This is a genomic window from Ornithinimicrobium pekingense DSM 21552 (genome assembly GCF_000421185.1).
Lineage (GTDB): Bacteria > Actinomycetota > Actinomycetes > Actinomycetales > Dermatophilaceae > Ornithinicoccus > Ornithinicoccus pekingensis.
This window is the reverse complement of the sequence record NZ_ATWJ01000001.1, coordinates 156,492-168,829: the sequence shown is the minus strand read 5'-3', so window position 1 is coordinate 168,829 and position 12,338 is coordinate 156,492. Positions and strand designations below refer to the sequence as shown.

Genomic DNA, 12,338 nt, shown 5'->3' with positions numbered 1-12,338 from the left:
CGACCTCAGGGGCGGAGCGCGCGCAGGGGCAGCGGCACCGGTCGGCGCCCGACGTGCCGCTGCAGCGCCAGCTCGTAGAAGCCGACCAGCGCCTCGGTGGCCGCGCGCCACGAGTGCTGCTCGGCGTCCTCACGGGCGGCAGCGCCCATCCGCTCGCGCAGCGACGGGTCGGCGACCAGCCGCTCGAGCCGGTCGGTCAGCGCGTCGGTGTCGCCGGGCGGCACCAGGAACCCGGTCCGCCCGTCGTCGATGACGAACGGGATCCCGCCGGCGTCGGCGCCCACGACCGGCACGCCGCTGGCCATCGACTCCAGGGCGACCAGCCCCAGCGTCTCCGTCGTCGAGGGAAAGGCAAAGACGTCCGCCGACGCGTACGCCGCGGCCAGGTCCGAACCACCGAGGTAGCCGGTGAACACGGTCGGCGTCCCGGCAAACATCTGCTGCAGCTCCTCCCGGCCGGGCCCCGAGCCGACGAGGGCGAGGCGCACGCCATACCCGCCGAGGCGGCGCAGCGGCTCGAGCAGCTGGTCCAGGTCCTTCTCCCGGGAGAGCCGCCCGACGTAGAGGACCAGCGGCGCCTGCGGGTGCCCGTCGGTGAGGCGGTGCCGCATGGCCTCCGTCGCGGCGCCCGGGTGGTAGGCGACGGTGTCGACCGCCTTGGGCCACAGGTCCACCTCGCGGATGCCGACCTCGCGCGCACGGTCGACCATCTGCTGGGACGTGCACAGGTTGACCTCGGCGAGGTTGTGCATCCCCGTGATCCAGCCCTGCGAGGGTGCGCGCAGGAGCGAGAGCCCGTTGCCCAGGCGCGTCGTGTACGACGGCACGTCGGTGTGGAAGGAGGCCAGCAGCGGCAGGTTGCGGCGCCGGGCAGACAGGACGCCGTAGGCGGCGAGCCACACCGGGTTGACCGCATGGACCACGTCGGGCCGGAAGTCGATCATCTCCCGCGCGATCCGCGGTGTGGGCAGGCCCACCATGATCTCGGGGTACCACGGCCGGAACGACACCGAGCGCACCTTCACGACGCGGTGCGGGCCGTAGCTCTGCGGCGGCTCACCGGGGGCGAAGACCAGTGCCTCGTGCCCCAGCTCGGTGAGCTGGTCCAGGGTGCGGGTGATCCGCGTGACGACCCCGTCGACCTTGGGCAGGAAGACCTCGGTGAACAGCGCGATGCGCACGAGCGGGTATGCCGTCCGCTCAGGCGCTCTGCTCGGCGGGGGCGGCCCGCGTCGTGCGCGAGGCGGGCACGCCGGGCTGCTGCTCCTTGGTCCACACCGAGGTGCACGGGATCTTCTCGAGGTCGGCGCGGTGGGCGTAGCGCCGGGCGACCTCCTCGACCTCGACGAGCAGGCCCTCCTCCAGCAGGGTCGGCCGCAGACCGAGGTCGAGGAAGGTGTCGTTGGTGACGTGCAGCTCGTTCTCCGCCGCCTCGTGGCGCGGGTTGGGCACCATCTCCACCGTGGCGCCGCTGATCCGCGCGACCAGCTCGGCCAGGTCACGGACCCGGTGGGTCTGGGTCATCTGGTTGAAGATCTTGACGCGGTCCCCCCGGGCGGGCGGGTGCTCCAGGGCGATCTGCACGCAGCGGACCATGTCGCGGATGTGGATGAACGCCCGGGTCTGGCCGCCGGTGCCGTGCACGGTCAGCGGGTAGCCGACCGCCGCCTGCATGAGGAAGCGGTTGAGCACCGTGCCGTAGTCGCCGTCGTAGTCGAAGCGGTTGATGAGCCGCTCGTCGCGTTCGGTCTGGTCGGTGTGCGTGCCCCAGATGATGCCCTGGTGCAGGTCGGTGATCCGCAGGGCGTCGTTCTTGGCGTAGTAGGCGAACAGCTGCTGGTCCAGGCACTTGGTCATGTGGTAGATCGAGCCCGGGTTGGTCGGGTAGAGCATCTGCACGCTCACCCGGTCACCGTCCGCCCCGCCCTCGGGGGTGACCTCCACGTCGAGGTAGCCCTCGGGGATCTTCATCCCGGCCGTGCCGTAGCCGTAGACGCCCATGGTGCCCAGGTGCACCAGGTGGGCGTCGAGCTCGGTCTCGACGAGCGCGCACAGGACGTTGTGCGTGGCGTTGGTGTTGTTGTCGACCGTGTAGCGCTTGTGGGCCGGCGACTTCATCGAGTAGGGCGCCGCGCGCTGCTCGGCGAAGTGGACCACCGCGTCCGGGCGCTCCCGCAGCAGCAGCGCGACCAGACCGTCGTAGTCCTGCGCGACGTCCAGCTCGGCGAACCCGAGCCGGTGGCCGGAGACCTCCTGCCACGCGGTGACGCGTTCCTCGATGCTCCTGATGGGCGTCAGCGAGGTGGCGCCGAGCTCCTCGTCGATGCTCCGGCGGGAGAGGTTGTCGACGATGACCACGTCGTGACCGAGGTCGGAGAGGTGGAGAGCCGCGGGCCAGCCGCAGAACCCGTCGCCACCCAGGACAGCGATCTTCACTTGGCAGAACTCCTTGCACGCGCCGAGGACGCCGCGGTCGGCGACGCCTGCGGCCAACCTACATCGGCGCGCGCCCGGGAGCCTTCCCGAGCCCCGTCACCTGCGGCTCTGCGCCGCGGCGACCTCAGGGCTGCTCGTCGGGCCGCGTGGCCAGCGTCACCGAGACGCGCTGCAGCTGCCCGTCGCGGACGAACTCCAGCTCGGCCTCGTCGCCGGTGCCGCGCTCGCGGACCTGCCCGACCAGAGCCAGGCTCGAGGGGACCTGCTCCCCGTCGATGCTGACGATGACGTCACCGTCCTGCAGGCCGGCCTCCGCCGCGGGTGAGCCGGGCTCGACCTGGGCCACCAGCGCGCCGGTGCGCAGGGCGTCCTCGGACTGCGCGGTGCCGTCGCCGAGCCCGACCCCCAGGAAGGCGTGCTCGGCGGTGCCGTCCTCGATGAGCTGGTCGGCGATGAGCCGGACCTTGCCGGCCGGGATGGCGAAGCCGATCCCGATCGAGCCCGCCTGCGACTGGCCGGGGGCGGGGATGGAGGCGATGGAGGAGTTGATGCCGACGAGCTCGCCGGCGGCGTTGACCAGGGCGCCGCCGGAGTTGCCGGGGTTGATCGCCGCCGAGGTCTGGATGGCGTTGGTGACGACCCGCTGGGCGGCGGCCGTGCCACCCCCGGCGGCACGGGTGGTCACGGGCCGGTCGAGGGCGCTGACGATGCCGGTCGTGACGGTGCCGGAGAGCCCGAGCGGGTTGCCGACGGCCATGACCGGGTCACCCACGGTCAGCTGCGTGTCGTCACCCACGGCGACGGGCGCCAGGTCGGCCGGCGGGCTGGCGAGGGAGAGGACGGCCAGGTCGCTGGAGGGGTCGGAGCCGGCGAGCGTGGCGTCGTAGCGGCGGCCGTCGGCCAGCACCACCTGCACGGCCTGCGCGCCCTCGACGACGTGGGCGTTGGTGATGACGTGCCCCTGGTCGTCCCAGACGACGCCGGAGCCGGCTCCCTGGCCGGCCTGGCCGGCCACCTCGATCGACACGACGCTGGGGCTGACCGCCTGCGCGACCCCGGCCCAGTCCTCGGCGGGCTCGAAGGAGACGGGGGTGCCGGTGGCGGTGTCGCCGTCGTCCGCCGGGGAGGCGCTCACGGGGGTCGACGGCTGGCCCTCGTCCGTCGTGCCCGCCCCGGTGCCGGTGACGACCGCCCAGGTCCCACCGGTGGCCAGGATGGCCGACAGCAGGCTGGCGATCCCGATGTCGGCCCAGCGGCTGCCCGGCCGGGACGGCGGGCGGGACTCGGGGCGGGGCTGCTGCTGCTCGGTCGGCGTCGTGGTCATGGCGTCACTGTCGCACCCCCGCGTGGAACGTTCCTGGCAGGTCGCTGGACGTCGGCTGGGTGCGCTGCCGGACCGGGATTTTCCGCCCGTGCGATCACGAACGGGTCTCGCCGAAGTGACAAAACCATAACGATCGGCATTTTGACCTGCATATTCGCGGGTCATCGATTGAGGCCTCGGCGCGGGTCTCGTTATGTTCGAGACATCCCGTGTAACCAGTCCAATCGGGGCGACGTGCTCCCCGCGGCGTGCTTTCCGCATGCGGTGCGAGAGGCATGTGCCTCGTCCAACCGAAAGGACCGTGGTCGCATCATGACCAAGTCACGCATCTCCCTCCTCGCGGCGTTCAGCGCCGCCGGCCTGGCGCTCACCGCCTGCGGTGACGGCGGCTCCGGCGAGGAGGCCGGATCCACCCTGGAGCGCGTCCAGGAGGAGGGCACCATCAAGGTCGCCTTCGCCGGCGAGATCCCTTACTCCTACGAGGAGGACGGCGAGCTCACCGGCGCCACGATCGCGCTCGACACCGAGATCTTCAACGCGATGGGCATCGAGAACGTCGAGGGCCAGCTCGTCGAGTGGGACGCGCTCATCCCCGGCCTGAACGCCGGCGAGTACGACGCCGTCTCCGCGGGTATGTCGATCCTGCCGGACCGCTGCGAGCGGGCCGCGTTCGCCGAGCCCACGATCATGTACACCAGCACGCTCATGGTGCCCGAGGGCAACCCCGAGGGCCTGAGCGACTTCGCCAGCATCGCGGACACCGACCTGACCCTGGCGGTGCAGTCCGGGGCCATCGAGCAGGGGTACGCCGACGACCTCGGGCTCGGCAACACGATGACGGTCAACTCCGCGCAGGACGGCATGGACGCGGTCAGCAGCGGCCGGGCGGACGCCTTCGCGCTGACCAACATCACCCTGTCCACCATGGCCGAGGACAACCCCGACGCCGGGGTGGAGACGACCGGCGGCTTCGTCGCCGAGGTCGACGGCGTCAAGCAGATCAGCGCCGGCTCGACCGTCTTCCGCCCGGAGGACACCGACCTGCTCGAGGCCTACAACGAGGAGCTCGCCAAGATCGTCGGCGACCAGGCGCGCTTCGAGGAGCTCGTCGGCGAGTTCGGGTTCACCGACGCCGAGCGTCCGCCGGAGGGCCTGACCGCCCAGATGCTCTGCGACAACGACCTGGAGGCCGCGAACGAGGCCGCCGACCAGGCCGGCGGCTGAGTCCCCGGTCCGTGGTCGAGTTCCTCACGGACCTCGGCACGGCCCTGCCGAGGCTGCTGGCGGAGGGTCTGCGCGACACCCTCCTGTCCTTCCTCGGCGGGGCCGTGCTGATGGTGCTCGTCGCCGTCGTGCTCGGCGTGTCGATGCACCAGGGGTCACGGTGGCTGCGCGTCGTCGCCCGGGTGGTCGTGGAGTTCTTCCGCGGCACCTCTCTCGTCGTGCAGCTGTTCTTCCTCTTCTACGTCCTGCCGTCGCTGACCGGTATGGACAGCCTGGGCGGCACCTGGACGGCCATCCTGGCCCTGGGGCTGAACTACGGCGCATACGGGGCCGAGGTGGTCCGGGGCTCCCTCAACGCCGTCCCGGCGGGGCAGTGGGAGACCGCGACCGCCCTGTCGATGCCGTGGCAGACCAAGATGCGCCGGGTCATCTGGCCGCAGGCCTGGGCGCTCATGCTCCCCGGCTTCAACAACCTGATGGTCATGCTCGTCAAGGGCACCGCCGTCGTGGGCCTGGTGCTGCTCAACGACCTGACCTTCGAGTCCGAGCAGGTCCGCCGGGAGGTGGGCACGTGGCCGGCCTTCCTGGCCGCGCTGCTGATCTACTTCGTGATCGCCTGGAGCGTCTCCCTCGTGCTGCGGCGTCTGGAGGCCCGCGCCCAGCGTCGGCTGGGGCTGGGCGACTTCGAGGTCCGCAAGGCCCGGCAGGACGCGGACCAGGTGATGGCCGGGGCGGCTGCCCCTGGCGGGTCGACGGGAACGAGGTGACGTAGATGTTCGAGACCGAGCTCTTCCTGGAGGCGCTGCCGATCCTCGTGGTGGCCTTCCTCAAGGTCACGCTCGTGGTCACCGTGGCCAGCTCGCTGCTGGCCGCCGTGCTGGGTCTGGTGTGGGCGATCGCCCTGCGCGAGCTGCCCGGTCCGCTGGCCCGTCCGCTGGCCTTCGTCCTGGACTTCATCCGGATGACGCCCCTGCCGGTCCACCTGCTGGTGATCTACTACGCCTTCACCGGGCTGAGCCCGATGACGGTGGGCATCCTCGTGTTCGGGGTGCACTACTCGACCTACATGGCGGAGTCCTACCGCGCCGGGATCGAGTCCATCCGCAAGGGGCAGTGGGAGGCCGCCAAGGCGCTGTCGCTGCCGCAGTCCCGGACCTGGCGTGCGGTGATCCTGCCCCAGGCGGTCCGCAACACGCTGCCCTCCCTGGGCAACTGGGCCATCGCGATGTTCAAGGACACCCCGTTCCTGATCTTCATCTCGGTCCCGGAGATGGTCACCCGCGCGCGCGAGTTCGGCGGGCAGAACTTCTCCTACATCGAGGCGATGTCCCTGGCCGGCCTGCTCTTCCTGCTGGCCAGCTATCCCACCGCGGTCCTCATGCAGAAGCTGGAGAAGAAACTTGCCTACTGACCCGGGCCACGACCCGACCACCGACGCCGGGACCTCCGGTGCCCAGCCGCGCGTCCGCTTCGAGGACGTCCGCAAGAAGTTCGGGCGCACCACCGTCCTGGAGGACCTCAACTTCACCGTCGAGCGAGGGGAGCGGGTGACTCTCATCGGGCCCTCCGGCTCGGGCAAGACGACGATCCTGCGGCTGCTCATGACGCTGGAGAAGCTCACCGGCGGCTACATCTGGGTGGACGGGGACCCGCTCACCCACGACCGCCGGGACGGCAAGCGGGTGGAGCTGCGTGCCAAGCAGGTCGCCGAGGTGCGCAAGCGCATCGGCATGGTCTTCCAGCAGTTCAACCTCTTCCCGAACATGTCGGTCGTGCAGAACATCACCGAGGCGCCCGTCCACGTGCTGGGGCAGACCCCCGACCAGGCGCGCGACCACGCGCTGGACCTGCTCGACAAGGTAGGTCTGCGCCACCGCGCCGACGCCCACCCCATGGAGCTGTCCGGCGGGCAGCAGCAGCGCGTCGCGATCGCCCGCGCGCTGGCCATGGACCCCGAGATCCTGCTGCTCGACGAGGTCACCTCGGCGCTCGACCCCGAGCTCGTCGGGGACGTCCTCGCCGTGCTCAAGGACGTGGCGGCCAGCACCGACATCACGATGCTCATCGTCACGCACGAGATGCAGTTCGCCCGGGACGTCTCCGACCGGGTGATGATGTTCGACGGCGGCAGGGTGCTCGAGGAGGCGCCTCCGGAGGAGATCTTCTCCAACCCCCGGCACGAGCGCACCCAGAAGTTCCTCGAGGCCGTCGTCTGAGCGGGGCCCCGGGAGGGCCCCGGGCTCAGCCGTCGTCGTCCAGGTCCCGCCCGTCGTCGACCGCGTCGCGGTCCGGCGCCCCGGGCAGCTCCATGCGGAAGGTGGCGCCGCCACCGGGCGTGGGCAGGTGCCGGACCGTGCCGCCGTGGCGCGCGACGATGGCCGAGGCGATCGGCAGTCCCAGGCCCGTGCCCCCGGAGGCGCGGCTGCGGGACTTGTCGGCGCGGTAGAACCGCTCGAAGACCCGCTGCGCGGCATCGTCGGACAGGCCCGCACCGTGGTCGCGCACCTCGACCACCACCCGGTCCGCAACCGTCCCCACCGCGACCTCCACCGGCGTGCCGGCCGGGGTGTGCGTCAGCGCGTTGGCCACGAGGTTGGTCAGGACCTGGCGCAGCGCACCGTCGTCGCCGACCACCACCGGCAGGGTGCCGCCCGGTGAGCCCTCGAGCGGCTGCAGGGCCACGTGCCGCTCCGGGGCCCGCACCCGGGCGTCCTGGACGACGTCGCTGGCGAGCACCGTCAGGTCGACGCGCGTGGGGGACAGGCTCGGCTCGGAGTCGAAGCGGGTGAGCGTCAGCAGGTCCTCCACGAGACGGGTCATCCGGCTCGCCTCGTCCTCGATCCGTCGCATGGCGCCGCCCACGTCGTCCGGCGCGACCGCGCCGAACCGGTAGAGCTCGGCATACCCCTTGACCGTGGCGAGCGGGGTGCGCAGCTCGTGGGAGGCGTCGGCGACGAAGTCGCGCATCCGCTGCTCGGAGGCCTCGCGCACGGAGAACGAGTGCTCGATCTGCGCGAGCATCCGGTTGATCGACTGCGACAGCGAGCCGACCTCGTCGTGGGCCGCCCGCGGCGGGACCCGGCGGGTCAGGTCGCCCGCGGCGATGGCGGCGGCCGTGTCCTCGATGCGCGTCAGCGGCCGGAAGGCCCGGCGCACGGCGAACCAGCCGAGGACCCCCACCAGCACCAAGGTCGTCAGCCCGATCGCGGCGATCAGCCCGACCAGCTGACGGACCGTGCTGTCGACGGTGTTCAGCGGCAGCCCGACCGCGATCGTGCCCGCGCTGCGCTCACCGTCGGTGATGCGCAGGGCCCGGACGCGCCACTCGCCGTCCCCGTCCTCGGCGTCGACCGTGAAGTTCGAGCCGATGCGGGGGTCGTCGACCGGGATGCGGTCGAGGTCGGGCCGGCTCTGCTCGAGGCGCTGGAAGGGGAAGACCAGGTCGCGCGCCGGCAGCTCCTCGCCGACGGGCGTGAAGATGACGTAGTAGGGGTTGGGCGGCACGAAGACCCGTCGCTCCAGCACCGACTCGTCGTTGGGCCCGAGCAGCTGGGTCACCGTGCTGCGGGCGAGCGGGTCCGCGTAGGCCTCGAGGTCACCGTCGACCCGGTCGACCAGGTAGCCGCGCAGCATGGTCATCGTCACGGACGTGGTGAGCAGGTAGGCGGCCAGCACGAGCAGCACCACCACCGCGACCAGACGCCTGGTCAGCGACATGTTGTGCAGCCACCGGTAGGCCCTGTCGCGCAGGCTGCCGGGAGGGGTCACGGAGGCTGCGTCGTCGGAGGAGATGGGGAACCGCTCAGTCGCGCGGGGCCCGCAGCACGTAACCCACGCCGCGCTTGGTGTGGATCAGCGGCTCGCCGACCACGTCGATCTTGCGACGCAGGTAGGAGATGTAGGACTCCACGATGTTCATCTCGCCGCGGAAGTCGTAGTCCCAGACGTGGTCGAGGATCTGGCTCTTGGACAGCACCCGGCCGGGGTTGAGCATGAGGTAGCGCAGCAGCTTGAACTCGGTGGGGGAGACCTCGATGACCTTGCCGGCGCGGCGCACCTCGTGGCTGTCCTCGTCGAGCTCGAGGTCCGCCACGCGCAGCAGGTGGTCGTCCTCCTCGTCGACGACCCGGGTGCGGCGCAACACCGCGCGGATGCGCGCGACGACCTCCTCCAGGCTGAACGGCTTGGTGACGTAGTCGTCGCCGCCGACCGTGAGCCCCTTGACCTTGTCGTCCAGGGAGTCCTTGGCCGTGAGGAAGAGGATCGGCATGTCGCGCCCGGCGTCGCGCAGCGTCCGGGTGATCTGGAAGCCGTCGATGTCGGGCAGCATGATGTCGAGGACGGCCAGGTCGATGTCGTGCCGGGCGGCCAGCTCCAGCGCCGTGCGTCCGTCCGGGGCGGCGTGCACCTCGAAGCCCGCGAACCGCAGGCTCGTCGTGAGCAGCTCGCGGATGTTGGTCTCGTCCTCGACCACCAGCAGGGTGGCCTCCGGCTCGCTGGGGCTGGCTGCACTCATACGTCCACTGTCCGCCTGTTGCCTGGGAGTCGGCTGGGTGGGCGCTGGGCGCGCGGGCCCCGGCCCGCCCACGAGGTGGGGGCCGGGGCCGCCGACGAGCCCGTCAGTCCGCGACGGTGTCCCAGCCGTAGTCGGGGTAGTCGAAGAAGTCGTCCCCGTCCAGGGTCTCGACCGTGCCGTCAGCCATGGCGGTGAGCATGGAGAGCACGCCGGTCTGGACGGCGGTCGTCATCATCCCCTTCATCTTCTGCCCGAAGGTGTTGGACTGGCCGCGCACCTCGAAGAGCACCGAGGCGGACCCGTTCAGCGCGAAGGCGGAACGGCCCTGCCCGGCGAACTCGCGGGACTCGAAGTGGACGTACCGGCCCACCCCCGCCAGCGGGGACTGGGCTCCGTAGGAGCCGGTGATGCCGTCCATCACCGACAGGGCGTAGCGACGCGACTTGTCCTGGTCGAGGAGCGGGTACTCCTCGAGGTAGGCGGCGCCGTCGTTGACCCCCAGGGGCGGGTAGTCCACGGTGACCGTGATCGGCTTGCCGTCCTGCGGCCCGCCGGTCGTGATCGAGCAGGGGCCCATGTGGTGCAGGTCGACCACGACGTCGACCTCGCCGAACTCCTCGTGCAGGTCGACGTAGAGGTCGCGCAGCCCCTGGGACTCGGCGTTGAGGTAGAAGCCCGGGTCCACGGTGTTGCCCGGCAGGTCGGCGGCCGTCGGCACGTAGTCCAGGTCGGGGTGGAAGTCGCGGTTGAGGTCGAAGCCCGCGCTGGACCGGGTGGTGCCGGAGCGGTAGTACCAGGCCGGCGGAGCGCCCTCGAGCTGGGGGTTCTGGGCCACGACGTCGTCCCAGGTGATGTCGTTGACGCGCTGGTTGAGCTCGAGCCCGTCGGGGTTGAGCATCGGCACGGCCACGAGCGTCACCTCGGACAGCAGCTGCTGGGTCGCCGCGTCACCTCGGGAGCCGAGCTGGTCGACGATGCGCAGCAGGGACTCCACGCCCGTGCGCTCGTTGCCGTGGATGGCGCCTGTGATGAGGGCGACCTTGTCACCGGTGCCGACGCGGGCAGCCATCACGTCCCGGCCCTGGAAGGTCGTGGCGATGCTGAACGCGTCGACCTTGCCCTGGCTGGTGCGCTCCATGCGCTCCAGCTCCGTGAGCAGCTGCGGGTAGCTGGTCCACCCGCCCACGGCGTCGTTCTGCGTCTTGCAGGTGCCGGAGGCGTGGCCGGGGTCGGCCGCCGAGGCCGTCGGGACGGTGGTCAGACCGGCGAGACCGACGCCCAGGACGGCGGTGGCGGTGACGGCGACCGAGCGGCGGCCGGTGGGTGCGGGACGTGACATGGAAGGGCTCCTCGACGATGAGTGAACGGCTGTACACCGACCCTAGGCAGGCATGGGTCAAGGCAGGGCAAGCGCTCGGTCAAGGTTCGTTCAAGACCCGGGGTCGCGCCGTGGACCCGTCCCGAGCCGGCCGGACCCCCTTGCGCGGCTGCTAGGATCCTGAGCCAACGACACGCGCTCCGGGGTCGGTGAAACTCCGAGCCGGCGGTGACAGTCCGCGACCCGACCGCAGCCAGCGGCCGGCTGACCCGGTGCAACTCCGGGACCGACGGTGAAAGTCCGGATGGGAGGCAGCGCGAGCGTCGACGGCCTGCCGCCGGCGTCGCGGACCTACGTGGTCCCGGCGACCTCACGCGTCAGACCCTGTCGCCGCCCCGTCTCCCACGCCCTCCGGGGTAGCACGACGAGACGGAGGATCCGGTGACGAGCACCGACGACTACCTGGACCGGGCGGTCGCCCGCGCCCTGCGGGGGCCGGCCCGCGACCGCAACCCGCGCGTGGGCTGCGTCCTGGTCGCCCCCGACGGCCAGGTCGTGGCCGAGGGCCACCACGCGGGCGCCGGCACGGCCCACGCCGAGGCCGCCGCGCTGGCCGCCGCCGGGGGGAGGGCGCGCGGCGCGACCGCATACGTGACGCTCGAGCCCTGCCACCACGTGGGCCGCACCGGCCCCTGCACCCGGGCCCTGCTCGAGGCGGGCGTCGCCCGGGTCGTGTATGCCGTGCCCGAGCCCACCCAGCGCGCGACCGGGGGAGCGGACTGGCTGCGCGGGCAGGGCCTGCCGGTCGAGCACGTCCCGCACGCCGGGGCCTACGCGCTGGTCGCGGACTGGGCGCGGGCCGCGGCCCTGGGACGCCCGCACGTCACGTGGAAGATCGCCGGCAGCCTCGACGGCCGGGTCGCCGCGGCCGACGGCACCAGCCGCTGGATCACCTCCCCGGAGGCCCGCGCCGACGCCCACACCCTGCGGGCGCAGGTCGACGCCGTCGTGGTCGGCACCGGCACCGCACTCGCCGACGACCCGGCGCTGACCGCCCGTGACACGGAGGGCCAGGAGCTGGCCGACCAGCCGCTGCGGGTCGTCGTGGGGCGCCGTGACCTGCCGCCGGGCTCGCGCCTGACGCAAGCTCCGTCGCCCGCCCTGCACCTGCGCACGCACGACCCCCACGAGGTGCTGCGCGCGCTGGCCCAGCACGACGCGCGGACCGTGCTGCTCGAGGGCGGCCCGACCCTGGGCGGGGCCTTCTGGGCCGCCGGCTGCGTCGACGAGCTGCTCGTCTACGTCGCGCCAGTGCTGCTGGGGGCCGGTCCGACCGGCGTCCCCGACCTGGGGATCACCACGATCGGTGACGCCGCGCGGCTGCGACTGGTCGACCTGGCCCGCGTCGGCCCGGACGTGCGCCTGCGACTGGTCCCGACGGCCCCCGCCGTCGACCCCGCCCCCGACCCCGCGCGCGAGCACACGCTCGTGCCCACCCCGTCCCCCCAGGAGGACTGACC

At 72.1% G+C, this 12,338-nt stretch carries 11 protein-coding genes and 1 riboswitch; of the genes, 5 read left to right on the top strand and 6 right to left on the bottom strand.

Annotation, left to right across the window (positions count from 1 at the left end; all coding sequences use genetic code 11):
* Positions 1-5 precede the first annotated feature (5 nt).
* The 3 genes from K330_RS18220 to K330_RS18215 form a co-directional block, all read right to left on the bottom strand.
* Complete coding sequence (locus tag K330_RS18220; protein ID WP_022919968.1) at positions 6-1,181, bottom strand: glycosyltransferase; 1,176 nt, start codon at positions 1,179-1,181, stop codon at positions 6-8.
* Positions 1,182-1,200: 19 nt separating this feature from the next.
* Positions 1,201-2,436: an NAD-dependent epimerase/dehydratase family protein gene (locus K330_RS0100845; protein ID WP_022919967.1), complete on the bottom strand. Its 1,236-nt coding sequence runs from the start codon at positions 2,434-2,436 to the stop codon at positions 1,201-1,203.
* Between the two features lie 124 nt (positions 2,437-2,560).
* A complete protein-coding gene (locus tag K330_RS18215; protein WP_022919966.1) occupies positions 2,561-3,760 on the bottom strand; it encodes a S1C family serine protease in 1,200 nt (399 codons plus the stop codon).
* Between the two features lie 312 nt (positions 3,761-4,072).
* On the opposite strand from K330_RS18215, the gene K330_RS18210 reads away from it, so the two are divergent.
* Genes K330_RS18210 through ehuA form a run of 4 tightly spaced genes read left to right on the top strand, consistent with a single transcriptional unit; the run spans position 4,073 to position 7,200 of the window.
* Positions 4,073-4,984 carry a transporter substrate-binding domain-containing protein gene (locus K330_RS18210; RefSeq protein ID WP_022919965.1) on the top strand — a complete coding sequence of 304 codons (912 nt, stop codon included), beginning with the start codon at positions 4,073-4,075 and terminating at the stop codon, positions 4,982-4,984.
* An 11-nt stretch (positions 4,985-4,995) separates the two neighbouring features.
* Complete coding sequence (locus K330_RS0100825; protein WP_022919964.1) at positions 4,996-5,751, top strand: amino acid ABC transporter permease; 756 nt, start codon at positions 4,996-4,998, stop codon at positions 5,749-5,751.
* 5 nt (positions 5,752-5,756) lie between these two features.
* Complete coding sequence (locus K330_RS0100820; RefSeq protein WP_022919963.1) at positions 5,757-6,395, top strand: amino acid ABC transporter permease; 639 nt, start codon at positions 5,757-5,759, stop codon at positions 6,393-6,395.
* Positions 6,385-7,200 carry an ectoine/hydroxyectoine ABC transporter ATP-binding protein EhuA gene (gene ehuA, locus K330_RS18205; protein WP_022919962.1) on the top strand — a complete coding sequence of 272 codons (816 nt, stop codon included), beginning with the start codon at positions 6,385-6,387 and terminating at the stop codon, positions 7,198-7,200. The genes K330_RS0100820 and ehuA overlap by 11 nt, the downstream gene beginning before the upstream one ends.
* A gap of 25 nt (positions 7,201-7,225) precedes the next feature.
* Here the strand turns inward: ehuA and K330_RS18200 are convergent, their stop codons facing one another.
* From K330_RS18200 to K330_RS0100800, 3 genes are all read right to left on the bottom strand, one after another.
* Positions 7,226-8,752 carry a sensor histidine kinase gene (locus K330_RS18200; RefSeq protein WP_022919961.1) on the bottom strand — a complete coding sequence of 509 codons (1,527 nt, stop codon included), beginning with the start codon at positions 8,750-8,752 and terminating at the stop codon, positions 7,226-7,228.
* A gap of 34 nt (positions 8,753-8,786) precedes the next feature.
* The gene (locus K330_RS0100805; protein ID WP_022919960.1) at positions 8,787-9,500 is read right to left on the bottom strand and encodes a response regulator transcription factor; all 714 of its coding nucleotides are present in this window, start codon (positions 9,498-9,500) and stop codon (positions 8,787-8,789) included.
* Between the two features lie 103 nt (positions 9,501-9,603).
* Positions 9,604-10,839: a M14 family zinc carboxypeptidase gene (locus K330_RS0100800; protein ID WP_022919959.1), complete on the bottom strand. Its 1,236-nt coding sequence runs from the start codon at positions 10,837-10,839 to the stop codon at positions 9,604-9,606.
* Between the two features lie 172 nt (positions 10,840-11,011).
* Positions 11,012-11,138, top strand: a riboswitch (FMN riboswitch).
* Positions 11,139-11,259: 121 nt separating this feature from the next.
* Between K330_RS0100800 and ribD the strand changes: the two genes are divergently transcribed.
* Complete coding sequence (gene ribD / locus K330_RS0100795; protein WP_022919958.1) at positions 11,260-12,336, top strand: bifunctional diaminohydroxyphosphoribosylaminopyrimidine deaminase/5-amino-6-(5-phosphoribosylamino)uracil reductase RibD; 1,077 nt, start codon at positions 11,260-11,262, stop codon at positions 12,334-12,336.
* Positions 12,337-12,338: the final 2 nt, after the last annotated feature.